The sequence below is a fragment of the Kosakonia sp. CFBP8986 genome (assembly GCF_034044935.1).
Classification (GTDB): domain Bacteria; phylum Pseudomonadota; class Gammaproteobacteria; order Enterobacterales; family Enterobacteriaceae; genus Kosakonia; species Kosakonia cowanii.
The window spans coordinates 226384-249606 of sequence record NZ_JAXCXB010000003.1 but is presented as its reverse complement, the minus strand read 5'-3'; the positions used below and the strand labels follow the sequence as shown (position 1 = coordinate 249606).

The 23223-nt window shown below is 56.8% G+C and carries 19 protein-coding genes; 7 read left to right on the top strand and 12 right to left on the bottom strand.

The window, feature by feature from the left end; translation table 11 throughout:
- The first annotated feature begins 90 nt into the window (after nucleotides 1–90).
- Nucleotides 91–648: a ribosome biogenesis factor YjgA gene (gene yjgA, locus SOM48_RS07930; RefSeq protein WP_023478484.1), complete on the top strand. Its 558-nt coding sequence runs from the start codon at nucleotides 91–93 to the stop codon at nucleotides 646–648.
- Between the two features lie 258 nt (nucleotides 649–906).
- Nucleotides 907–2115, top strand: a complete 1209-nt coding sequence (locus tag SOM48_RS07925) for an aldose 1-epimerase family protein (protein ID WP_139966756.1) — start codon at nucleotides 907–909, stop codon at nucleotides 2113–2115.
- Nucleotides 2116–2175: 60 nt separating this feature from the next.
- Here the strand turns inward: SOM48_RS07925 and mpl are convergent, their stop codons facing one another.
- Nucleotides 2176–3558 (bottom strand): UDP-N-acetylmuramate:L-alanyl-gamma-D-glutamyl-meso-diaminopimelate ligase, encoded by a 1383-nt coding sequence (gene mpl, locus SOM48_RS07920; protein ID WP_320511747.1) that lies wholly within the window; start codon nucleotides 3556–3558, stop codon nucleotides 2176–2178.
- Between the two features lie 279 nt (nucleotides 3559–3837).
- Between mpl and fbp the strand changes: the two genes are divergently transcribed.
- Nucleotides 3838–4836, top strand: a complete 999-nt coding sequence (fbp, locus tag SOM48_RS07915; RefSeq protein WP_023478503.1) for a class 1 fructose-bisphosphatase — start codon at nucleotides 3838–3840, stop codon at nucleotides 4834–4836.
- Between the two features lie 44 nt (nucleotides 4837–4880).
- Here the strand turns inward: fbp and SOM48_RS07910 are convergent, their stop codons facing one another.
- The 6 genes from SOM48_RS07910 to ytfQ all read right to left on the bottom strand — a co-directional run bounded on the left by SOM48_RS07910 (nucleotide 4881) and on the right by ytfQ (nucleotide 11605).
- Nucleotides 4881–5378, bottom strand: a complete 498-nt coding sequence (locus SOM48_RS07910) for a DUF2569 domain-containing protein (protein WP_320511746.1) — start codon at nucleotides 5376–5378, stop codon at nucleotides 4881–4883.
- A gap of 16 nt (nucleotides 5379–5394) precedes the next feature.
- Nucleotides 5395–6960: a methyl-accepting chemotaxis protein gene (locus tag SOM48_RS07905; RefSeq protein ID WP_128483773.1), complete on the bottom strand. Its 1566-nt coding sequence runs from the start codon at nucleotides 6958–6960 to the stop codon at nucleotides 5395–5397.
- 110 nt (nucleotides 6961–7070) lie between these two features.
- Entirely contained in the window at nucleotides 7071–8069 is a 999-nt protein-coding gene (gene yjfF / locus SOM48_RS07900; protein WP_023478490.1) for a galactofuranose ABC transporter, permease protein YjfF, read from the bottom strand.
- The gene (ytfT, locus tag SOM48_RS07895; RefSeq protein WP_164896952.1) at nucleotides 8056–9081 is read right to left on the bottom strand and encodes a galactofuranose ABC transporter, ATP-binding protein YtfT; all 1026 of its coding nucleotides are present in this window, start codon (nucleotides 9079–9081) and stop codon (nucleotides 8056–8058) included. The genes yjfF and ytfT overlap by 14 nt, the downstream gene beginning before the upstream one ends.
- A gap of 10 nt (nucleotides 9082–9091) precedes the next feature.
- The gene (gene ytfR, locus SOM48_RS07890) at nucleotides 9092–10594 is read right to left on the bottom strand and encodes a galactofuranose ABC transporter, ATP-binding protein YtfR (protein WP_094419218.1); all 1503 of its coding nucleotides are present in this window, start codon (nucleotides 10592–10594) and stop codon (nucleotides 9092–9094) included.
- A gap of 54 nt (nucleotides 10595–10648) precedes the next feature.
- Entirely contained in the window at nucleotides 10649–11605 is a 957-nt protein-coding gene (gene ytfQ, locus SOM48_RS07885; protein ID WP_023478471.1) for a galactofuranose ABC transporter, galactofuranose-binding protein YtfQ, read from the bottom strand.
- Between the two features lie 400 nt (nucleotides 11606–12005).
- On the opposite strand from ytfQ, the gene ppa reads away from it, so the two are divergent.
- Complete coding sequence (gene ppa / locus SOM48_RS07880) at nucleotides 12006–12536, top strand: inorganic diphosphatase (protein WP_023478348.1); 531 nt, start codon at nucleotides 12006–12008, stop codon at nucleotides 12534–12536.
- 342 nt (nucleotides 12537–12878) lie between these two features.
- Here ppa and SOM48_RS07875 read toward each other — a convergent pair whose 3' ends face one another.
- From SOM48_RS07875 to tamA, 3 genes are read right to left on the bottom strand one after another with little or no spacing between them, the layout of a single operon-like run.
- The gene (locus SOM48_RS07875) at nucleotides 12879–13229 is read right to left on the bottom strand and encodes a gamma-glutamylcyclotransferase family protein (protein ID WP_023478402.1); all 351 of its coding nucleotides are present in this window, start codon (nucleotides 13227–13229) and stop codon (nucleotides 12879–12881) included.
- Nucleotides 13230–13231: 2 nt separating this feature from the next.
- The gene (tamB, locus tag SOM48_RS07870; protein ID WP_288881507.1) at nucleotides 13232–17008 is read right to left on the bottom strand and encodes an autotransporter assembly complex protein TamB; all 3777 of its coding nucleotides are present in this window, start codon (nucleotides 17006–17008) and stop codon (nucleotides 13232–13234) included.
- Nucleotides 17005–18738: an autotransporter assembly complex protein TamA gene (gene tamA, locus SOM48_RS07865; RefSeq protein WP_023478416.1), complete on the bottom strand. Its 1734-nt coding sequence runs from the start codon at nucleotides 18736–18738 to the stop codon at nucleotides 17005–17007. Before tamA ends, tamB begins: the two co-directional genes overlap by 4 nt.
- 246 nt (nucleotides 18739–18984) lie before the next feature.
- Here tamA and msrA point away from each other — a divergent pair, with 246 nt between their 5' ends.
- Both msrA and paeA read left to right on the top strand, forming a co-directional pair.
- Nucleotides 18985–19629, top strand: a complete 645-nt coding sequence (msrA, locus tag SOM48_RS07860) for a peptide-methionine (S)-S-oxide reductase MsrA (protein ID WP_054803025.1) — start codon at nucleotides 18985–18987, stop codon at nucleotides 19627–19629.
- 179 nt (nucleotides 19630–19808) lie between these two features.
- Nucleotides 19809–21143: a polyamine export protein PaeA gene (gene paeA, locus SOM48_RS07855; protein ID WP_023478420.1), complete on the top strand. Its 1335-nt coding sequence runs from the start codon at nucleotides 19809–19811 to the stop codon at nucleotides 21141–21143.
- A 75-nt stretch (nucleotides 21144–21218) separates the two neighbouring features.
- Here paeA and SOM48_RS07850 read toward each other — a convergent pair whose 3' ends face one another.
- Nucleotides 21219–21425, bottom strand: coding sequence for a DUF1107 domain-containing protein (locus tag SOM48_RS07850; protein ID WP_023478541.1), 207 nt, complete (start codon nucleotides 21423–21425; stop codon nucleotides 21219–21221).
- Between the two features lie 336 nt (nucleotides 21426–21761).
- Here SOM48_RS07850 and SOM48_RS07845 point away from each other — a divergent pair, with 336 nt between their 5' ends.
- Nucleotides 21762–22319, top strand: a complete 558-nt coding sequence (locus SOM48_RS07845; protein ID WP_023478441.1) for a YtfJ family protein — start codon at nucleotides 21762–21764, stop codon at nucleotides 22317–22319.
- Here SOM48_RS07845 and cysQ read toward each other — a convergent pair.
- The gene (gene cysQ / locus SOM48_RS07840) at nucleotides 22309–23052 is read right to left on the bottom strand and encodes a 3'(2'),5'-bisphosphate nucleotidase CysQ (RefSeq protein WP_139566754.1); all 744 of its coding nucleotides are present in this window, start codon (nucleotides 23050–23052) and stop codon (nucleotides 22309–22311) included. The genes SOM48_RS07845 and cysQ overlap by 11 nt on opposite strands.
- Nucleotides 23053–23223: the final 171 nt, after the last annotated feature.

The following is a 23223-nucleotide window of genomic DNA, read 5'->3' as shown; positions in this document are numbered from 1 at the left end:
AAGGGAGAGAATCTTTGAAGTCTAACAGAGAACCGTTTTTCAGTGCGCGCCTTAACTGGTAACATTAGCCTCTTTTTTAAGGAGCCTGAGATGACAAAGCAGCCCGACGACTGGCTCGACGACGTGCCCGGTAACGAGAGCGAAGACGAAGATGATGAGATCATCTGGGTCAGTAAGAGTGAAATTAAGCGCGATGCTGAAGAGTTAAAGCAGCTTGGCGCTGAAATGGTAGAGTTGGGAAAAAACGCGCTGGATAAGATCCCGCTCGACCAGGATCTGCGCGACGCCATTGAGCTGGCGCAGCGCATCAAGAAAGAGGGTCGCCGCCGTCAGTTGCAGTTGATCGGTAAAATGCTGCGTCAACGCGATGTCGAGCCGATTCGCCAGGCGCTGGATAAGCTGAAAAACCGCCATAACCAGCAGGTTGCCTTCTTCCATAAGCTTGAACACCTGCGCGATCGCCTGATTGAAGAGGGTGATGACGCGGTGCCGGACGTGCTGAATCTGTGGCCGAATGCTGATCGCCAGCAACTGCGCTCGCTGATCCGCAACGCCAAGAAAGAGAAAGAGAGCAACAAACCGCCAAAAACCGCGCGTTTAATCTTCCAGTATCTGCGTGAGCTCGCAGAGAGCAGCGAAGAGAGCTAAACCGCACAGAACCCTCTTTACCCGAAGAGGGTTTTTTATTCCCTTTTAGCTGAAACGTTAAAGCTAAAGGCACGACACTTCACATATTCACGCCCTCCATTAGTTTCATTTCATCAATAAACGAGATCAATATCTCCCTTTCCACCTCTGCCCGACGCTCATTTTCAGCAGATGAAACGGATCACATTTTCCTGGCGACGCAAAACGTAGATTCCTGCTGTAACGCAGGTAATCGATTCAGCTAAAAAGGAAAATAAGATGAAAAAGACCGTGATGCTCTCCGCTATTGCGCTGCTGGTGTCCGCGCCGGTGATGGCAAAAACCTGGGTGCTGACAAGTGCTGAAGGCAATATCGAGCAGGGAAACTGGCGTATCACCAGCGATCAGCTGAACATTAAAGATCAGCAGTTCAGCATTGAGCAGGTGGTGCTGCACGGCGGCAAGCAGGAGGGGAGCAAAGTCATCAAGCTGACCAGCAAAAACGGCCTAACCATTGCCCTTAGCCCAACGCGCGGCATGAATTTGCTCTACGCAGATGGTTTTGGTGTGCATATGGGCTGGAGTTCGCCGGTGAAAGAGGTGGTGAACCCGGCGTTTATGAACCTGGAGAGCCGCAACGGTCTCGGCTGGCTGGAAGGCTTCAACGAAATGGTGGTGCGCTGCGGCTATGAGTGGACGGGTCACCCGGTCACCGCTGACGGGCAGCTTTACACCCTGCATGGCAAAGCGGGCAACACCCCTGCCTCGCAGGTTTCCGTCGATGTCAGTGAAAAAGCGCCGTATGAGATCCGCATTCGCGGGCTGGTGAAAGAGAGCACCTTTAAGAAAGCCGATCTGCAAACCGAGATGGAGCTGCGCTACATTCCGGGCAGCAACAGCTTCAGCCTGCATGATGTGCTGACCAACCACGCCGACTACCCGCATGATTACCAGATCATCTATCACAGCAACTTCAGCAAACCAATCCTCGAAGAGGGCGCGCGCTTTATCACGCCGCTGGAGAGCGTCAGCCCGTTCAATGACTACGCCAAAGGCGGCATGAAAACGTGGCAAACCTATGCCGGGCCGACCAAAGGCTTCGACGAAATGGTCTTTAATATCAAACCGCTGGCCGATGCGAACAAGCAGACCGTCGCCGCGCTGCTGAATAAAGCGGGCGATAAAGGCGTGGCGATTGACTACAACACCGATCAGCTGCCGGTGCTGACGCTGTGGAAAAATACCGATACCGAAAAACAGGGGTACGTTACCGGCATCGAGCCGGGCACCAGCTACGCCTACCCGGTCACCATCGAGCGCGAGCAGAAACGCGTTAAGCAACTTCAGGCAGGCCAGAGCACCCGCTTCGACCTCACCTATACTCTGCTGCACAACCGCGATCAGGTGGCGAAAGTTGAAGAGCGCGTGAAAACCATTCAGGGCGACAAAGCGCCGCAATCCATTGATACGCCGATGGCGAAAGAGTAACGCCAGGCATAAAAAAAACCGCGCCGGTCGCCCGTGCGCGGTTTTTTTACGCCTCAGCTATCAGGCTTTTTCAGCCGCGAGCTGCGCTTTCTTCTCCAGCTTATCGAGCAGCTTCTGATGAATGCCGCCGAAGCCGCCGTTGCTCATCACCAGAATGTGATCGCCCGGCTGGGCGCTTTTCACAATCTGATCCGCCAGCGTATCGACATCCGCACTCCAGTGCGCAGGCTGGATACAAGCCTCCGCCACTTCCGCGACCTGCCACGGAATATGCTGCGGTTGCAGGAGGAAGACTTCATCGGCGCGGCCCAGCGACGGCGCGAGATCATCTTTGCACAGCCCCATTTTCATGGTGTTGGAGCGCGGCTCCAGCACGGCGATGATCTTCGCCGTGCCGCCCACTTTACCGCGCAGCGCGGCGAGCGTGGCGAGGATTGCCGTCGGGTGGTGCGCGAAATCGTCATACACGCAGACGCCGTGCGCTTCACCGCGCAGCTCAAGGCGGCGGCGGGCGTTGATAAACGAACCGAGCGCATTGGCGGCATCCGCAGGCGTAACGCCAACATGACGCGCAGCGGCGATCGCCATCAGACCGTTATGCATGTTGTGCTCGCCCACCAGGCCCCAGTTGACCTGGCCGACGCATTCACCATCCAGCCACACTTCCCAGCTTGAAGCGTCGGTGGTCAACTTCTTCGCCTGCCATTGGCCCTGATCGCCCACCAGCTCCTGCTCGCTCCAGCAGCCCATCGCCATCGTCTGTTTCAGGTTGATGTCGTTTTCCGGCCAGATGATTTTCCCCTGCCCCGGCACGATGCGAACCAGGTGGTGGAACTGCTTCTGGATCGCTTTCAGATCGTCAAAAATGTCCGCGTGATCGAACTCAAGGTTGTTGAGGATCAGCGTGCGCGGGCAGTAGTGGACGAATTTGGAGCGCTTATCGAAGAAGGCACAGTCGTATTCGTCAGCTTCGATAACGAAAAAATCGCTCTCGCCGAGGCGCGCGGAAACATCGAAATTGCCCGGCACGCCGCCGATGACAAAACCGGGTTTATAGCCACAGGCTTCGAGGATCCAGGTCGCCATCCCGGCGGTGGTGGTCTTGCCGTGCGTACCGGCAACCGCCACAACCCAGCGGTCGCGCAGCACAAAATCATGCAGCCACTGCGGGCCGGACATAAACGGAATGTTCTTCTCCAGCACCGCTTCGACACACGGGTTTCCGCGGGTCATCGCATTGCCGATAATCACCAAATCTGGCGCGGGATCGAGCTGGCTTGCATCATATCCCTGAATTAAATCAATGCCTTGCTTCTCAAGCAGCGTGCTCATCGGCGGATAGACATTGGCATCCGAACCCGTTACCTGGTGGCCCAGCGAGCGCGCCAGCATTGCCAGCCCGCCCATGAAAGTGCCACAAATCCCCAAAATATGAATGCGCATACGTCATTATCCTTGCTTAACCTGGCGCACATTTTACGCATATGTTTAACGTCTGAGAAATGCATTTCAGGATAATCCGTACCCCGCTGGCGCGATTCACCTGTGCGCGAAGTTTTGAATGTTTGTTAGTATTGTTGCATGTCCGCTGCGTTTTCGTTTGCGAAAGCTCGGGTTGTTACCGTTTCGTTGGTTAACGGCCCTGAACTTCTCCGCCAAACACGCTGAAAACCGCAGGCTACAATCGCTTTACTCCATATTCAAAAATGCAGGGAAAGTGTTATGAAAACGTTAGGTGAATTTATTGTCGAAAAGCAGCATGAGTTCTCGCATGCCACGGGTGAACTGACTGCTTTACTGTCGGCGATAAAACTTGGCGCCAAGATCATTCATCGCGATATCAATAAGGCCGGTCTGGTCGATATCCTGGGTGCCAGCGGTGCTGAGAACGTACAGGGCGAAGTGCAGCAAAAACTCGACCTGTTTGCGAACGAGAAACTGAAATCCGCGCTGCGCGCCCGCGATATCGTCGCCGGTATCGCCTCTGAAGAAGAAGATGAGATCGTCGTTTTCGAGGGGTGCGAACACGCTAAATACGTGGTGCTGATGGATCCGCTGGATGGCTCCTCCAACATCGACGTTAACGTCTCTGTTGGCACCATCTTCTCTATCTACCGCCGCGTTACGCCTGTTGGCACGCCGGTCACCGAAGAGGATTTCCTGCAACCGGGCAACAAACAGGTTGCTGCCGGTTATGTGGTTTACGGCTCGTCGACAATGCTGGTCTACACCACCGGCTGCGGCGTTCACGCCTTCACCTACGATCCGTCACTCGGCGTCTTCTGTCTCTCCCAGGAGCGCATGCGCTTCCCGGAACGCGGCAACACCTACTCGATTAACGAAGGGAACTACATCAAATTCCCGCAGGGCGTGAAGAAGTATCTCAAGTTCTGCCAGGAAGAGGATAAAGCAACCCACCGCCCTTACACCTCGCGCTACATCGGTTCACTGGTAGCGGATTTCCACCGTAACCTGCTGAAAGGCGGCATCTACCTCTACCCGAGCACCGCCAGCCACCCGCAAGGGAAACTGCGCCTGCTGTATGAGTGCAACCCGATGGCGTTCCTCGCGGAACAGGCCGGCGGCAAAGCGAGCGACGGTAAAGAGCGTATTCTTGATATCCAGCCAGAGAGCCTGCACCAGCGCCGTCCGTTCTTCGTCGGCAATGAGCATATGGTGGATGATGTTGAGCGTTATATGCGTGAGTACCCGGACGCATAACAAGTTGTGATGGCCGGAGGGCGCGATAGCCCTCCGGCAAATCTTTACTTCACAAAGGTACGCTTCACGCGTTCGGACACGATGAAGTAAGGGATCCAGATACAGGCGCTCAGCACATTGCGCAGCAGCGGTTTCACCGTCTCAAAGACATAAGGCACATTCAGATAGTGGTGCCCCAACAGCAGATCGACGGCGACAAAGGCCGTACCCACCCCCACCAGTACAATGTAATGCCGCGGCAGCTGACGCTTTTTACGGAAAAAGAGGCTGCTGACAAACAGCGCATAGGCAAACATGCCGACAAACGACGCCAGCTCGAAAAAGAGGATCCCTTTCTGCCCCGAGCCAATCAGCGCGAAGTTCTCCATTAAAAAGCGCAGCGTAAAGTTAATGGATATCAGGTTGACGATGATCGACGCAACCAACCCCAGCGCCGGAAGATAGAGCCAGCCGCGGATCTTTTTAAACTCGCGCTCCTCGCAGATGGCACAATAGTCGCTGCCCTTCAGCGCCTCGCTATCACATTGAATACATACAGCCATAACACCTTACCTTTGATTATGCTTGCGTCTGCAAACGGAACGACGCCATCGCTTCAAGCAGCTCTCGTGATTGCTGCTCCAGCGAGCGCGTCGCCGCAGACGATTGTTGTACCAGCGCCGCATTCTGCTGCGCCGTTTCATCCATCTGACTTACTGCAATATTAACCTGCTCAATACCGCGACTCTGCTCTTGCGAGGCGTTAGCAATTTCGCGCATCAATTTAGTCATGCGCAACACCTCTTCGGCGATCTCATCCATCGTTTCACCGGCCTGCATCGCTAGATCGCTGCCTTCGGAGACCTGCGCCTGCGAGCTGCTGATAAGCTGGCGGATCTCTTTCGCGGAGTCGGCGCTGCGGCTGGCGAGGCTGCGTACTTCGCCCGCCACTACCGCAAAGCCTCTGCCCTGCTCACCCGCGCGCGCCGCTTCGACGGCGGCGTTGAGCGCCAGAATATTGGTCTGGAAAGCAATGGCGTCGATCACGCTGAGGATATCGGCGATGCGATCGGAGCTGCCAGCGATATCGCGCATTTTCTCAATCACATAGCAGACCATTTCGCTACCGCGATCGGCGGTCTCGGAGACGGTTTTCGCCAGCTTATGCGCCTGCTCGGCGTTGTCGGCGTTGAGTTTCACCGTGGCGGTGATCTGCTCCATGCTGGCGGCGGTCTGCTCAAGCGAAGTGGCGGTAGATTCGGTGCGCTGCGAGAGATCGAGGTTGCCTGCCGCCAGCTCCCGGCTACCGGTATCAATCTGCGAACTGGCATCGCGCACGCGCATCACGGAGCCGATCAGCGCATGGCGCATCTCCTCAATCGCCGCGTTCAGGCGGTTAAACTCTTTTCCCGTCACTTCGGTTTTCGCGGCAATCAGGTTGCCCGCCGCCACCTGTTCCAGTTGTTGAATTGAGGTATCGAGGGGTTTAAGCAGCATATGGCGCAGCGCCAGCCAGGCCAGCACGATAATCCCGGCCACCAGCAGGGCGACCACAAAAATCAGCGACATAACGAAACGCTTACTGCTCTGCACGGCTGCCACTTCGGTTTTACCGCGCGCTTCGCCCCACGCCTGGAAGGCCTGCATATCGTTATCGAACTGGCGGGAGACAGGGATCAGTTTGCTTTCGAGGAGTTCGTAATAGGCATCGGCGCTCTGTTGGTTGAGCGCGTCCTGCATCGGCTTAATGCCCTGGCTGACGTAATCGCCATAGCTTTTCGCCACCTTTGCCAGCAGCACCGCGCCCTGCTCATCATCAACGCCCGCGCTGATAACGCCAGTGAGGGACTGCTCGCCGAGCGCGATTTCGTTATTAATCAGTTTTACGGAGTTGGCTGCATCATCAAGCAGCCCCACCTCCATCATGCGCACCGCCTGGCCGGCTTCGTTGCGCGCGCGCAGAATCATGGTGTAGCCGCTGTTCAGGCGCGCCATCTTTTCGCCCTGTAGCTGGTTGATTCGCGCCAGCGAGGCGGAGCTCTTATTGAGCGCATAAATACCGATGCCGCTGACCAGCAGCAGCAGAAGAGTCATAACAGCCAGCAGAGAAAGTAAGCCCGTACGGATCGAAAGCGTTTTAAGCATGATGTGGATTCCGGTAGCGAAGAACTTTTTGGCGTAAATTAAGCCCATTCGACAGTTATCGACCGCTACCGGAATTCCTTTAGAAGAAAAATAGCAATTTCAATATCTTGTTACTTTGTTGCCGTTGGGCTTACCCGCGTCACCGGCGAGTTCTGCCGGCTCTCCCACAGCACCGTCAGGCCGCGTTGCAGGGCGATAAAGATAAACAGCAGGATGCCGATGGCGATCTTCGTCCACCATGAACTGAGCGTGCCATCGAAGTTGATATAGGTCTGAATCAGCCCCTGGATACCCACGCCGAACAGCGTGCCAAGCACCGTGCCAACGCCGCCGCTCAGCAGCGTGCCGCCGATCACCACCGAGGCAATCGCATCCAGCTCGACGCCCACGCCCGCCAGCGCATAGCCCGCCTGGGTGTAGATGGAGAAGACAATCCCGGCAAGCGTTGCCAGCCCCGTTGAGAGCATATAGATGCGAATGGTGGTGCTGCGCGTCGAGATGCCCATCAGGTTCGCCGAGGTAGCGTTACCGCCAATGGCGTACACTTCGTTGCCAAAACGGGTGCGGTGAGCAAGGAAAATACCGACCACCACCACCATCAGCATCAGCAGCCCCATCGCGCTCAACCTCCCGCCGCCGGGGATGGTCCAGGCGAGGCTGGAGAGGGTGTCATACATCGGGTGGTTAATGGGAATCGACTCTTCCGACAGCAGATAGCTAACCCCGCGCAGGAAGAACATCCCGGCGAGGGTGATGATAAAGGCCGGGATTTTCAGCGCGTCGATCAAAAGCCCCATGAAGGCACCGAAAGCGCAGCCCATCAGCAAAATCAGCGGAAAGGCGAGCAGCGGCGAGATGCCCCAGGCACCAATCGCTTTTGCCAGGAAGACGCCGGTGAAGGCAATCACCGAGCCGACGGAAAGATCGATACCGCCGGAGAGGATCACAAAGGTCATGCCGACGGCGATAATGCCGAGAAAGGCGTTATCCGTCAGAATATTACAGATGACGCGGGTCGAGGCGAAGCCGGGAAACTGCGTCAGGCAGTAGAGATAGCCGAGCACGAAAACGCCCAGCGTGATCATCAACGGCAGGTTACGTTTTATCATGACCGCGCACTCCTTTAAGCAACGCAATAAAGCGCGGCGACTGGACAATCAGCACACACATCACCACCACCGCTTTCACTACCTGGTTAAGCTCCGGCTGAAAACCGGAGAGCAGGATGCCGGTGTTCATGCCCTGAATAATCAGCGCCCCCACCACCGACAGCACAATGTTGAAACGCCCGCCCATCAGCGAGCCGCCGCCAATCACCACCGCCAGAATGGCGTCCAGCTCCAGCCACAGCCCGGCGTTGTTGGCATCCGCACCGCGAATATCCGCGGTGACAATCACCCCGGCGATGGCCGCGCAAACGCCGCTCAGCACGTAGGTCAGCATCACCACCAGCCGCGTATTCACCCCGGCGTTTTTTGCCGCGCGGATATTAATCCCCACCGCTTCGATAAACATGCCCAGCGCCGTTTTGCGGGTAAACAGCCAGAAGATGAGTAACGTCACCAGCGCAATGATCACCGGCGTCGGGAAGAGCAGCAGCGAGCCGCTGCCGAGCCACGCCAGCGACGGCGCATTAAAGGTGACGATCTGCCCGGAGGTGATCAACTGCGCCACCCCGCGCCCGGCGACCATCAGGATCAGCGTGGCGACAAAGGGCTGAATCTTGAGGATCGCCACCAGAATGCCGTTCCACAGCCCGGCCAGCACGCCGGTGGCCAGCGCCGCCAGCAGCACTACCGTCAGGCTATGGCCGGAGACGGTTAATGATGCCGCCGTCGCGCCGGCAATCGCCATCACCGCACCGACGGAGAGATCGATGCCGCCGGTGGCAATCACCAGCGTCATGCCGATGGCCAGCAGCGCGACCGGCGCTGCGCGGTTAAGAATATCGATCGGGCTGCCAAACAGGCGGCCATCCTGCAGCACCACCTGGTAAAAATGGGGCGCGACCAGGCTGTCCACCAGTAAAACCAGCAGCAGGGCTAAGATCTGCGGCGTGCCGGTCGGCCAGCTAAAACGGCGCTTCGGCTGCGCCTGTTGGCCCAGTGATTGAGGCATCACACTCTACTCCTTACGCCGCAATGGCATTCATGATCGCCGGAACGGAAAGCTCGGCGAGCGGGATCTCGGCGACCTGCTTGCGATCGCGCATGATGATCACCCGATCCGCATAGCCCACCAGCTCCTCCAGCTCAGAAGAGATCACCAGCAGCGCCAGCCCGTCGGCGCAGAGGGTCTCGATCAGGCGGATGATTTCAGCATGCGCGCCAACATCAATCCCGCGCGTGGGTTCATCGAGGATCAGGAACTGCGGGCGCGTCAGCAACCAGCGCGAGAGCAGCACTTTTTGCTGATTGCCGCCGGAGAGAAACTCAATCGGCTGCTCGGCGCTCGGCGTGCGAATACCCAGCTGGCGGATAAAGCGCTCGGCAATCGCGTTCTGCTCTTTACGCGGGATTGGACGCAGCCAGCCGCGCTGGGCCTGTAGCGCCAGCACGATATTCTCGCGTACCGAAGCGGCGGCAATAATGCCGTCTGTTTTGCGATCTTCCGGGCAGAAACCGATCCCAAGACAGGAGGCGCGATGGGGCGAGCGCAGGGTTTGCGGCTGACCTTTGATCATCGCGCTGCCGCTGTCGGCGGGCTTAATGCCGAAGATCACCTCTGCCGTTTCGGTACGCCCGGAGCCTAGCAGCCCGGCAAGACCGACGATCTCACCGGGGCGAACCTCAAGGTCGAACGGGGCGATAACCCCTTTCTTGCCGTAGTTGTTAAAGGCGGCCACCGGCTTGTTGCTGAGCAGCGTGCGCCCGGCGCGTTGCAGGGCGTTACTCTCCAGCTCGCGGCCCAGCATCATCTTCACCAGCTCAATTTGCGGCAGCTCGCGCGTTTCGCGACAGCCGACAAAGCTGCCGTTGCGCAGCACGGTGATGCGGTCGCAAACGGTGTAAACCTGGTCGAGAAAGTGGGTCACGAAGATGAGGCTGACGCCCTGATCGCGCAACTGGCGCATCAGGGTGAAGAGCATCTCCACTTCCTGGGTATCAAGACTGGCGGTTGGCTCATCGAGGATCAGCACTTTTGCCGAGAGATCGATAGCGCGGCAGATGGCAACAATCTGCTGCATCGCCACGGAGAAGCGGTTAAGCGGCTCGCGCACGTCGAGCGAGAAGCCGTAAGATTGCATCAGCTCGCTGGCGCGCTGCTCCATCTCTTTGCGGCGCAACAGGCCGAAGCGGCGCGGCTCGCGGCCAATAAAGAGGTTATCCGCCACCGACATATTCGGTAGCAGGTTCACTTCCTGATAAACGGTGCCAATCCCCAGTTGTTGGGCATGGGCGGTATTTTTGGGATTGATGGCCTGGCCTTCAAGCCAGATGGTGCCCTTATCCGCGTGGTAAACCCCGGTCAGCGCTTTGATAAGCGTCGATTTTCCCGCGCCGTTCTCACCGAGCAGGGCCATGATTTCACCGCGTCGCAGCGAGAAATCCACGTTATCGAGCGCTTTTACGCCGGGAAAGAATTTACTTAAGCCTTCGGTACGCAGGATTTCCTGGTGTGCTTCCGCGTTCATTGTTGACCCCTTACACAGATGCCCTCTCCCCGGCGGGGAGAGGGACGACAGGACTCAGTAACCCATGTTTTTCTTCTTCTCCAGCTCCTCTTTCGCCGTATCCGGCAGATAGAGGGTGGATTTGGTAATGGTCAACTTCGGCGGCTCGGTGCCATCCTTTTTGAATTTCTCCAGCGCGTCGAATGCCGGGCCTGCCATGTTCGGCGTCAGCTCGACGCTGGCATTGGCTTCGCCATCGATCATCGCTTTATAGATATCCGGTACGCCGTCGATAGAGCCGGTGAGGATATCTTTGCCCGGTTTCAGGCCCGCTTCTTTAATGGCCTGAATGGCACCAATCGCCATGTCGTCGTTATGGGCGTAAACCATGCAGATGTTTTTGCCGTTGTTCTCGGCTTTGATAAAGCTCTCCATCACCTCTTTACCTTTACTGCGGGTAAAGTCGCCGGACTGAGAGCGGATAATTTTGATGTTAGAGGCTTTAGAGATCGCTTCTGCGAACCCTTTCTTACGGTCGATGGCGACGCTTGCGCCAACGGTGCCCTGCAGCTCAACCACGTTACACGGTTTGCCTGCGACGGTTTTCACCAGCCATTCACCAATCAGCTTCCCTTCGAGGACGTTGTCAGCGGTGACGGTAGTCATATAGAGCGATTTGTCTTTCACATCAATGGAGCGGTCGAGCAGGAAGACCGGGATCTTCGCCTCTTTCGCTTCTTTCAGCACCGGCTCCCAGCCTGTGGCAACTACCGGGGCGATAAATATGGCGTCAACGCCCTGCGCGATAAAGGAGCGCACCGCTTTAAGCTGGTTCTCCTGCTTTTGCTGACCGTCAGCAATCTTCAGCGTAATGCCGCGTTTGCTGGCTTCGCTTTTCGCGACGTTGGTTTCAGCGGCACGCCAGCCGGACTCCGAACCGACCTGTGAAAATCCCACGGTTAACGACGCAGCCATCGCCATAGACGACATAGCTGCCGAAACTGCTGTGACAAGAAGTAAACGCTTCCACATAAGAGCATCCTCGTAGGGTTATTGTTGGCTACTACTTCGCCTGCGGGGAAACTATAGACAATCGGAGATGTAACAAAATGAGTTACATCACAAATCGGAAAAGTGAATGAATTGTTAGTTATCAGTTGCGATCTGGCGCGCGAAAAGGGGAGGCGAAACACAGCAGGAATCTCCCTTGAAATTGCAGAAATTTACTGGCGCAGCAAAAACGCATTTTTACGCTGTAACCGCTTACACAAAATTATTCAGTATGCTGCTATGGATATGGACAAAGTTGTCATTAAATGGCGCCGGTAAAGGCTCTGAAAAGTCGCTGGCGAGTAAAACAGCCCAAGACATTCACCGCCAGTTGGCTATAATACCCGGCACTTGTTTGCCACACATTTTAAAGGAAACAAACATGAGCTTACTCAACGTCCCGGCGGGTAAAGATCTGCCAGAAGATATCTATGTTGTTATCGAAATTCCGGCTAACGCTGACCCGATCAAATACGAAGTCGACAAAGAGAGCGGCGCGCTGTTCGTTGACCGCTTCATGTCCACCGCGATGTTCTATCCGTGCAACTACGGTTACATCAACCACACCCTCTCTCTGGATGGTGACCCGGTAGACGTGCTGGTCCCGACGCCGTACCCGCTGGAGCCAGGCTCTGTGATCCGCTGCCGTCCGGTTGGCGTGCTGAAAATGACCGACGAATCTGGCGAAGATGCCAAGCTGGTTGCGGTTCCGCACACCAAGCTGAGCAAAGAGTACGATCACATTAAAGATGTGAACGACCTGCCGGAACTGCTGAAAGCGCAGATCACTCACTTCTTCGAGCACTACAAAGATCTCGAAAAAGGTAAATGGGTGAAAGTGGACGGTTGGGACAACGCTGAAGCGGCGAAAGCTGAAATCGTTGCCTCCTTCGAGCGCGCTGCCAAGAAGTAAGCCGTTTTCGTAAGAGAAGCCCTGTCGCGCAGTATGCGCACAGGGCTTTTTTTATTTGTGCAGATTGGGGTTGCCGGATGGCGGGTTAGCCCTCCGGCTTTCGGCGCTGGCCTGCTTTGCCGGATGGCGGCGATGCCTTATCCGGCCTACGACGTGCGCACGTCCAGCTTTCGGCGCTGGCCTGCTTTGCCGTGCCTTATCCGGCCTACGACGTGCGCCTTTGGCATGCGAGATAACAGTGGTTGCGGTTAAACGTAGGCCGGATAAGCGCAGCGCCATCCGGCAAAAATGCGCGGCGCAAAAAAAAACCGCGCCATTGGCGCGGTTCTCTGTGACTGATTACTACTTTTGATAATGGTCGCGGTCAAGCCAGTCGCCGCTTTCAATCAAGGTTTTCCCCTCAACAGAACGCTGGTAGACGTACATCCATGCGCCACCATACGGCGTCTGGATCAACTGCCGTTTATACTCGCCGCCTGCGGTACGCAGGGCGTCCAGCTCACCGAGCGTTGAGGCGTCGATGCGATAGACTTCACCCAGCACGCTGCCGTTGCCCGGCACCGCGCCTGGGTAGTGCCCCAGGCTGTACAGCTGATGATTTTCAACGCTGAAGTCGCCCAGCCACTGAGCGTTGGTCATCCAGTGGCTGTTGCCCTGCTTGCGTCGTAAACTGCCGTAGACAAATATTCGCATTGCTAAAACTCAAACTGATAGAGCAAATCAAGTGCCTGATCTACGCCAGACACCGCTTCAAGATACAGCTTAGGCATCAGGCGATAACGTAACGTGAGAGTCGCCAGTGAGTCAAAAATTCCTACACCATATTTTACTTGTAGACCCGGCAGCACATAGCCGCTGACCACCACTTGTGAGGAGTCGCCGACGCCCTGTGTGTCCAGCGCCAGGTTGCTGACGCCAAAGGTCTCGCCGATTTTACCCACAACCTGCCCACTTTGCGCAACCCCAAGACCAATTAACATCGACGTCATTGCCGCACTATCGCTCTGTTCGCTCTCCAGCCCCTGCCCGCGCAGCAGGTAGGACAACGCTTCCTGCTGTGACATCGCCGGGTCGGAGAAGATCTCCGCTTTCGGTTCATCCGCAGAGCCGGTCACGCGCACCCCAGCAATCACATCGTTCTCCGTGGCTTCCGGGTTACGGATCGCTTCGAGGTTAAGCAGCGGCTGATCCGGCGGGCCGGAGAAGAGCAGCTCACCTTTACGCACAATCAGATCCTGCCCGTATGCGCGGAAGCGCCCTTCCGGAATATTGATCTGCCCGTTCAGCCCAAGGCCCTGCTTATCCTGCGCCACTTTCAGATCGCCCGTCAGCCGCGCTTTCAGCCCGAAGGCCGAGAGCCGCACGTTGTTGCCGACATGCACCGTCACATTGCTGTTGATCGGGATCGACGCCCGCTGCTCCTCTTCCGGTTGCAGCTGGTCGTTGAGCATCACTTCATCGCTGGAGACGCCGACGGCGCTCTCCGGCACATCATGCACCACAATGCGCGCCCACGGCACATCAACATCGCCGTCGAGGGTAAACAGGCTCGGCGTCGCTTCAAACACCACATCCGGCGAGACATCGAGGCGCACCATCGGCGGCACGGTGATGCGCACCTTGCTGCCTTTCGCCGCAATACGCGCGCGCCAGTTGTCGATCTGGCTCCAGTCCGCATCGCCGCTGAGGTTAATCTGCCCCTGGCTAGTGCGCACCACGCCTTGCAGCGTGGAAGTGGTTCCGTTGAAGTTCATTGCCAGCTGGCTCGGCTGCATGTCGAACGGCATAAAGTTGCCCTCAACATCCAGCGCATTCAGCCCAAGCTGACCAAACAGCTGCGGGCTTTGAGCGTTGCCGCCAAGGCGCAGGTTGGCATTGAGCGTCCCCGCCGCTTTCTCGCCGCGGCTAAAGATGGCATTCGCCATCGCCAGCGAGAAGTTGCGAATGTTCACCGTCCCGCCGAGATTGCGTCGACCTTGTGGATCGGTGACCTGGATCTGGCCGTCGAACTGGCCATTATTGGTCAGCCGCATCAGCCAGCCGAGATCGGCGCGATCGTTTTGCAGCTTCGCATTCAGGTTCAGCGTGTCGAAGGCGACCGGCAATGGCGCACCGTTGACCTCCTGCGTCACTTTCACCCCACGACCAGCAAGCGTCACCTGCCCCTGTGGCAGACCTGGTTTGGTGCTGTCCCAGCTGACATCCGCTTTGCCGCTAAAGACACCGCTCGCCTGCGTCGCTTCCGGCATAAACGGTTTCAGCATCGCAAGGTCGAAACGATTGAGATTGACCACCGCGCGCCCTGCCGCACCGGCATCAATGGTTTGCGGCACGCACAGCTCGGCATTCGGGTTGAGCCAGCAGTGCGGGCCAATGGCGATCTTCTGCTCCTGGTTGCGGTAATCGAGCGCAATCGGGCGCGTCAGCGACCATGGCCCCACCGGCGTGGCGAAACGCGTGTCGCTGAGCGTCCCTTTCCATCGCTGCTGCTGGCGGTCGAAGCTGCCTGCCAGCGCCAGCTGACCGGAGACCGGTTCGCCCTGCACGCGCAGCTGCAATTTATGCTGCTTCTCATTGCCGTCGGCGGCCAGCGTCACCAGGCTGATGTTGACGCCAGGCTGGGCGATACGCTCAACGCGCACGTTCAGCTTGCCGCCAATCTGATCGCTGGATTTCACATCCCCTTCCACGCGCACGCGGGCGATGGAGAGCTCCTGCCAGCGCAGATTGTTGGCAGTAATGTCCGCCAGCGCCTGCGGCGCATCGACGGTGCCGCGCACTTTCACCACCCCTTTCGCCGTGCCGCCAAGACCCGGCAGCGCGTTATCGAGGCCTGGCGCATCGATAGTGGCGTCAAGGTTGAGATCTTTTACCCCCAGCTCGCCTTTGATATCAGCACTGTTTTTGCCCAGCTCAAGGTGCAGGCCGGGGATCACCCATTGCAAATAGCTGTTGCCTTTAAGCTGCCCGTCGACCTTGACCCGGTTCTGCTTAACGTTGCCGTTAAGCTTCAGCTCCGGTACATCCATCTGCCAGCTGCCGCCGTAAAGGCTGCCGCGGGTTTTCACCAGGCCATTGAGCTTCGCAGGCCACTCGGGGAAGGCTTTTGCCGTATCAATGCCGTTCAGCGTCAGCTCGCCGCGCCAGCTGATCGCCTGCTGCCAGTCGAGCAGCGCTTTCAGTTCGGTGGTGCCCTGCAGCGCAGCAATAGAGAGCTTATCGATGCTGATCTGCTGCTCGTTGCCTTTACCGTCCAGCGTGATGGTAGCTGGCGGAACCTGCTGCCCTTTTACCGCCGTACGGAACGAGAGCGCGTAGTCGGTCATTTTGCCGCTGAGCTTCAGCTTCAGGTTATCGGCCTGGTACTGCTTCTCGCCGGTAAAGGGCCAGTAGAGCTGCTGGCTGGTGATATCAAGATTGAGCGGTAACCCCGCTTCTGCCAGCCGCGTCTGCGCCCGCAGCACCATATCCACCGGGCCAGAGAGGTTTACGCCAAGCTCCAGCTGCTTGCGCATTTCGCCGCCCACTTTCAGCTTCACCTTCTCGCCTTTCAGCGGATCGACATTCAGCGTCGAGTTGAGCGTGATATCGACCGGCCAGCTGTCGCGCAGCTGCGCGGTGCCGGTGGCGTTGACCTGGCCCTGATTCGAGTCGATATCGAAGGCGTCGAGCTTCATCTGCCCGTCAATGCTGCTCACTTTCAGCAGCAGGCTGCGCACGAGGATATCGGTATCGCCGGTCAGGCGCAGCTGCTCACCGCGAAACGCTTCAATATTGAGGTTGAGCGGCAGATGCACATCCTGCATCTCCGGCAGCAGCGGCTTCTCAAACAACGCTTTCAGCGTTTCGCCCAGCGGTTTCTCTTCCGGTTTGGGGTTGTGAACCTTCGGATCGAGAACCTCTTCCTGCGCCACATCGGCCGCTTTCGGCAGCGCAATCAGCAAGCCCTGCAGCGAGGTCGGTTTCAGGGTCAGGTTTTTCTCCTGCCAGTTCAGGCCGGAGCTAAAATCCATCAGCGAGACGGTGGTGTCATCAATTTTGATATTGATGTTTTCCAGCGCCACCCGGCTCAGCGTAATCGGATAAGGCGTGGAGAGGTTCAGCGGCCCGCTATCTTCCTCTTCCACCTTCTGCGCAGGCGGCATCTTTTTGGTGTCGATCGCCACGTTGATATCTTTCAGTGACAGATCGTTAACGCAAACACTGCTGTTGCGCAGGCAGCCGAGGTTAAGCGCAAAGTGGATCTGCCCCGCGTCGACCGCCACGCCCGGCTGGGTATAGCGGATATTTTTCAGCGACAGATCGCGCCAGCCGCCGGTGACCTGACCGATCTCCAGCCCCGGCACCCAGCGGTTCGCCGCCTTAAACAGCAGATGCAGGCCGCTGGTGGTGCCGACCAGAAAGATCGCCGTGCCCAGCAGTAACACAAGAAACGCCACCACGCCGAGGCTGATCTTCTTCCATAAACTCATAATTCTGGCCCCAACCCGATGTAAAACTGCAACCCGTGCTCCTCTTTATCGCCGACCGGTACCGCGAAATCGAGCTTGATCGGCCCGACCGGCGACTGCCAGCGCACGCCGACGCCGGTGCCGGTTTTAAAGTTACTGCGGCGGATATCGCTCACCGCTTCGCCGCTGTCGACAAACACCGCGCCCCACCATTTGCCGGTGACGTTGTACTGATACTCCAGCGAGCCGGTCGCCAGTTTTGAGGCGCCGATCAGTTTGCCGCGTTCGTTCTCCGGGGAGATCGATTTGTATTTATAACCACGAATGCTGCGATCGCCCCCGGCGAAGAAGCGCAGATCCGGCGGCACGCGCTGGAAATCACCGGTTTCGATCCAGCCGAGGTTGCCGCGCGCGATAAAGCGGTGGCGATCGTAGAGCGTACGAATCCAGACGTTTTGCGCCTGCAAGACGAGGAAGTCGACATCCGATCCCCAGGCGGTGTTGGAGTAATCGACCGAGTAGCGCTGGGAGTCGCCCCAGGTTGGCATCAGGCCGCCGCGCGAGCGGGTACGGCTAATCATCACGCCCGGATAGAGCAGCATGGTGGTGTTGGTGACGTTGGCCTGGGTAAAGTGATCGAGGCTCCAGCGCAGGTTGATCGCCCGCTGCCAGCCGCTGGAGAGATCCCAGTAGCGCGACAGCGCGAGCGTCGTTGAGTCCGCTTCCGTATCGTTAAGATCGGTACGCTTGAACCCGCCCTGCACCAGGTAGTACTGCTCCAGCGGATTTTTCAGCAGCGGCATCTTGTAGCTGAAATCGAGCTGCTGCTCCGGCGCCGAGACGCTCATGCTGGTGGTAAAGCTGTGGCCGTAGGAGTTGACCCACGGTTTTTTCCACGTCGCTTTGACGCGCGGCCCGACATCGGTGGAGTAACCGACGCCGGTCTCAATGGTGTTTTCCGTGCGCGGCGAAACCACGCCTCTCAGCGGCAGCACTTTGGTCTTACGCGCTTTATCGAACTCCGGCGCGACAATCACCGAGTTAAACCAGCCGGTGGCGGAGAGGCGGCGGTTAAGCTCCGCCAGATCCTGGGTCTGGTAATAGTCCCCCTCGTGGAAAGGGATGAGGTTTTGCAGATACTCGTCGCGAATTTGCGAGCCCTGGAAGGTGACATCGCCGAAGCGGTAACGCTGACCGCTGTCATAATCGATATCCCAGAACGCCTGGCGGCGATCCAGCGCAATGCCCAGCTGGCTTTTGTTGAACTGGCTGTCGAAGTAGCCTTTGCGCAGCGCGACGCTGGTCAGGGATTTTTTAAAGCTGTCGTAGTCGTGGTGGTTTAACACCGTGCCGATGGCCGGGCGCTTTTTCAGCAGCGAAAGGTAGTCGCTGTCGGTACGCGCGCCGCCGCGCAGGATCACGTTGTTGCCGCCGATGCGCACAGGCTCACCCGCCGTAACGCGGGCGATCAGCACCTGGCGCCCCTTCTCCGGCGGTGGACGCAGTTCGAAAACAATGGTTGGCTCGTAGTAGCCTAACGCTTTTAACCCTTCGCGGATGGCATCATCAACGCGCGCCTGGAAACGGCGGTCGGGCGTCACTTCATCACTCTGGATAGTCGACAGTTGGGCGCGCACATTTTTCTGCAGTTGCCCGGTTAACCCCTCAAGTTGCAATCGCACATTGGCGGCGAATGCCGTTTCGCTCACCAGCAACAAACCGGCAAAACATAAAAGACGGATCTTTGGCACGTTCTCTCCTGAATATCCTCGCTCCCACTCCTGGAAGGAAACGTAAGCGCAGCTCCGCGCTGGGCCTGATTGTGCCACGACAGCAGCAGCCAGGCTGATAAAAACCCGCATTATCGGGTTGAAAAACGGACGACTAGCCCAAAATTTCTTATGTTTAAATCTAGTCTGATTTAGGTCGTACATTGTGTTAAAACACCATCCTTAACACAACCCTAACCGCAATGACACTCGCCGGGAGGTATTACCGTGAGCCTGTTCGATAAAAATAACCTTGTTTCTCAGTCTGATGCTCTGCCCGGACGCCCGACGCCGATGCCTGTCGCCAGTTTACACGCTGTTAACGAGCACTCGATGACACATGTGCCGGAGGGCATGGAGGTGGCGATTTTCGCCATGGGTTGCTTCTGGGGCGTGGAACGCCTCTTCTGGCAGCGCGAAGGAGTCTACAGCACTGCCGCAGGCTACACCGGCGGCTACACGCCAAACCCCACCTACCGCGAAGTGTGCAGCGGCCAGACCGGGCATGCCGAAGCGGTACGCGTGGTTTACGATCCGAACGTGGTGAGTTACGAGCAGCTGTTGCAGATTTTCTGGGAGAACCACGATCCGGCGCAGGGGATGCGTCAGGGCAACGATCGCGGCACGCAATACCGCTCCGCCATCTATCCGCTCACCCCGGAGCAGGACGCCGCCGCCCGCGAAAGCCTGGCGCGCTTCCAGGCCGCAATGCGTGAAGCGGGTGACGCACGCACCGTCACCACTGAGATCGCCAGCGCCAAACCGTTCTATTACGCGGAAGATGAGCACCAGCAATATCTCTATAAAAATCCGCAGGGCTATTGCGGGATCGGTGGTATCGGCGTGTGCTTGCCGCCGCAGCTTAACCCCTAAATAAAGGGGGGAATAGGCGACAAAAAGTGGCGAAATTAGCCGCTGGCAGGCTGTAACACGCTTACGCTATACTAACGGCGCAATTGCCGGTCCACCGCTTCGGGCCGGCATTCATTGTGTTTACCACATGGATATTCCAAAAAAACCTTCCGAGGATCCGGTTAACAGCTGGATAAATTATGTTAAACAGTATCTTAGTCATACTCTGTCTGATCGCGGTGAGCGCGTTTTTCTCGTTATCTGAGATCTCGCTTGCCGCATCGCGAAAAATCAAACTTAAACTGCTTGCCGATGATGGCAACATCAACGCCCAACGCATCCTGAAGATGCAGGAAAATCCCGGCACCTTCTTCACCGTAGTGCAGATCGGCCTGAACGCCGTCGCCATTTTGGGTGGTATCGTCGGTGACGCCGCCTTCTCCCCCGCGTTTTACAATCTGCTGCTCAATGTCGTTTCACCACAGCTTGCCGATCAGCTGAGCTTTATCATCTCGTTCACGCTGGTAACGAGTCTCTTCATCCTGTTTGCTGATTTGACGCCGAAACGCATCGGTATGATTGCGCCTGAAGTTGTGGCTTTGCGCATCATCAACCCGATGCGCTTCTGTCTCTTCGTTTTCCGCCCGCTGGTCTGGTTCTTTAACGGCATGGCGAACGTCATTTTCCGCATCTTCAAACTGCCGATGGTGCGCAAAGATGACATCACCTCTGACGATATCTACGCCGTGGTGGAAGCCGGTGCGTTAGCCGGGGTGCTGCGTAAGCAGGAGCATGAACTGATTGAGAACGTGTTTGAGCTGGAGTCGCGCACCGTTCCCTCGTCGATGACTTCGCGTGAAAACGTGATTTGGTTCGATCTGCATGAAGATGAGCAGAGCCTGAAAAACAAGGTATCTGAGCATCCGCACTCGAAGTTTCTGGTCTGTAACGGTGATATCGACCATATCGTTGGTTATGTCGATTCGAAAGATCTGCTTAACCGCGTACTGGCAAACCAGAGTATGGCCCTGAACAGCGGCGTGCAGATCCGCACGACGCTGATTGTGCCGGACACGTTGACGCTCTCTGAAGCGCTGGAAAGTTTCAAAACTGCGGGTGAAGATTTCGCGGTGATCATGAACGAATATGCGCTGGTGGTGGGGGTGATTACCCTGAACGACGTAATGACCACGCTGATGGGCGATCTGGTCGGCCAGGTGGAAGAGATGATCGTCGCCCGTGATGAAAACTCATGGCTGATTGACGGCGGTACGCCGATTGATGACGTGATGCGCGTGCTGGATATCGATGAGTTCCCGCAGTCCGGCAACTATGAAACCATCGGCGGTTTTATGATGTTTATGCTGCGTAAAATCCCGAAACGCACCGATGCGGTGAAGTTCTCCGGCTACAAGTTTGAAGTGGTGGATATTGATAACTACCGTATCGATCAGCTGCTGGTGACGCGTATTGATGCGCGCACCACGGTGCTGACGCCGAAACTACCGGATATGGAAGATAAAGGCGCGGCGTAATGCCGGAAACGGAAACATCAACGGCCCCATTGGGGCCGTTTTTTATAGGACTTTATTACTGCATAGCACAACAGATTAAGCCATTTCGGTCTGCAGGCGCAGAACCTGGCGGTTAACTTCAGACATAACAGAAAAGTGCTGTTTGTCTTTCACTTTCGGCAGAAGGATTTTGCCCTTATCAAACTCGAAAGCGCCAACGTCCTTGATATACAACCGTCCACGGAACAGGATCTTGACGTACTTAGCCACCTGAAGTGGGTTGTAACGCTGGAAAATTTTCATTCTTCTATCTCTCCTGTAAAACACATTACGCCCTTGCGGTGCCACATTTGGTCCGACGTTGATGAGCGCAAATTTTGATGCCCAGTGACTATAGTCCACAACATGAGCGATACATAGTCTGAATGGGTTTATTTACCTTTTGATGACAATTAATCAGAATTTTCTTTTCAAACCCTGAAACTTCGCAGTATAAGCCTACGTTTTTTAACCGATATGTGCGTTAACCCGCAAACTGGCACCCCAATTGCGGGAAAAGCGTATTGATCGCACATATGATTAAACTGCCGTACCGAGTGGTCGGATCACCTGCATATAAACATGAGAGATGGAGACACCATGACCCTACGTAACATTCTGGCAGCGACATGCTTGTTACTGCCGCTGGTCGCTTCAGCGCATAACTTTGAAACCAACCAGCGCGTGCCGCCTGTGGGCGTTGCCGATCGCGGGGAGTTGCTGCTGAATAACGACAAGTTTAGCTATAAAAACTGGAATAGCGCGCAACTGGCTGGAAAAGTGCGCGTGGTGATGCATATTGCCGGTCGCACCTCGGCAAAAGAGAAGAATGCCGCGCTGATTGAGGCGATCAAAAGCGCCAACCTGCCGCACGACAGATACCAGACCACCACCATTGTGAACACCGACGACGCCATTCCGGGCAGCGCGATGTTTGTGCGCAGCAGCCTTGAGAGCAATAAGAAGCTCTATCCATGGTCACAATTTATTGTCGACAGCGAAGGTTCCGTACGTAAAGCCTGGCAGCTGGAAGAGAAAGGCTCCGCGATTGTGGTGCTCGATAAAGAGGGTCGCGTCGAGTTTGCAAAAGATGGCAGCCTGAGCCAGCAAGAGGTGCAGCAGGTGGTTGCCCTGCTGCATAAACTGCTCAGTAAATAGAGACGCGAAAACCGGGGTTGAGGAACGACTCGCGTGGGGTGTAATCCAGCGTCAGTCCCTTCCAGTCATGAACGTGCGCCCCGGCCGCTACCGCCACCGCGTGGCCGGCCGCCGTATCCCAGACGCTGGTCGGCCCAAAGCGCGGATAGAGCTGCGCTTTCCCTTCCGCCACCAGGCAGAACTTCAGCGATGAACCAATCGCCGTGGTTTGATGCTCGCCCAACTGGTGCAGATACTCCTCCAGCTCCGGATCGTTCGAGTGCGAGCGGCTGATAACCACCAGCGGCGGTCGCGCATCACGCACCTGAATCGGCTGGCGATGACCGCCCTCCTCTTTCCATGCGCTGCCCTCTGCGGCGGCATACATCACATCAAGCACCGGGGCATAGACCACGCCCAGCACCGGTTTGCCCTGCTCAATCAGCGCGATATTGACGGTAAACTCACCGTTACGCTTGATAAACTCTTTGGTGCCGTCGAGCGGGTCCACCAGCCAGAAACGCTGCCAATTCTGGCGCGTCTCCCACGCCGGGGGATCTTCTTCAGACAGGATCGGAATATCCGGCGCTAACGCCTGTAACCCGCGCACAATCACATGGTGCGCGGCGATATCTGCCGCCGTCACCGGCGAGTCATCCACTTTACTGGTCACATCCATCGGCTGATGGCCGTCATACACCTGCATAATGGCATCGCCCGCGTCGCGCGCGAGCTGACAAATTGCATCTAACATATCCACCTCTCTCTGTGCAGTGGTGTGTAACTCATTGTTTTACTTATATCGCATTGCGCCGCGATCTGCCAACTGTGAGAGGGATTGCAGTTTCATTGCTCACTTTTATGGCACTATTCACAATTCTGTAAGCAACACACTGTATATAACAATTTCTTTTGTGGCTTAGAT

Bases quoted from the DNA above. Each gene is read 5' to 3' on its own strand.
- paeA (WP_023478420.1), top strand. From the start codon at position 19,809: ATGTTAAACAGTATCTTAGTCATACTCTGTCTGATCGCGGTGAGCGCG.
- ytfQ (WP_023478471.1), bottom strand. From the start codon at position 11,605: ATGTGGAAGCGTTTACTTCTTGTCACAGCAGTTTCGGCAGCTATGTCG.
- SOM48_RS07905 (WP_128483773.1), bottom strand. From the start codon at position 6,960: ATGCTTAAAACGCTTTCGATCCGTACGGGCTTACTTTCTCTGCTGGCT.
- SOM48_RS07850 (WP_023478541.1), bottom strand. From the start codon at position 21,425: ATGAAAATTTTCCAGCGTTACAACCCACTTCAGGTGGCTAAGTACGTC.
- yjgA (WP_023478484.1), top strand. From the start codon at position 91: ATGACAAAGCAGCCCGACGACTGGCTCGACGACGTGCCCGGTAACGAG.
- fbp (WP_023478503.1), top strand. From the start codon at position 3,838: ATGAAAACGTTAGGTGAATTTATTGTCGAAAAGCAGCATGAGTTCTCG.
- ppa (WP_023478348.1), top strand. From the start codon at position 12,006: ATGAGCTTACTCAACGTCCCGGCGGGTAAAGATCTGCCAGAAGATATC.
- SOM48_RS07925 (WP_139966756.1), top strand. From the start codon at position 907: ATGAAAAAGACCGTGATGCTCTCCGCTATTGCGCTGCTGGTGTCCGCG.
- SOM48_RS07875 (WP_023478402.1), bottom strand. From the start codon at position 13,229: ATGCGAATATTTGTCTACGGCAGTTTACGACGCAAGCAGGGCAACAGC.
- ytfR (WP_094419218.1), bottom strand. From the start codon at position 10,594: ATGAACGCGGAAGCACACCAGGAAATCCTGCGTACCGAAGGCTTAAGT.
- mpl (WP_320511747.1), bottom strand. From the start codon at position 3,558: ATGCGCATTCATATTTTGGGGATTTGTGGCACTTTCATGGGCGGGCTG.
- cysQ (WP_139566754.1), bottom strand. From the start codon at position 23,052: ATGTTAGATGCAATTTGTCAGCTCGCGCGCGACGCGGGCGATGCCATT.
- SOM48_RS07910 (WP_320511746.1), bottom strand. From the start codon at position 5,378: ATGGCTGTATGTATTCAATGTGATAGCGAGGCGCTGAAGGGCAGCGAC.
- yjfF (WP_023478490.1), bottom strand. From the start codon at position 8,069: ATGATAAAACGTAACCTGCCGTTGATGATCACGCTGGGCGTTTTCGTG.
- tamB (WP_288881507.1), bottom strand. From the start codon at position 17,008: ATGAGTTTATGGAAGAAGATCAGCCTCGGCGTGGTGGCGTTTCTTGTG.
- SOM48_RS07845 (WP_023478441.1), top strand. From the start codon at position 21,762: ATGACCCTACGTAACATTCTGGCAGCGACATGCTTGTTACTGCCGCTG.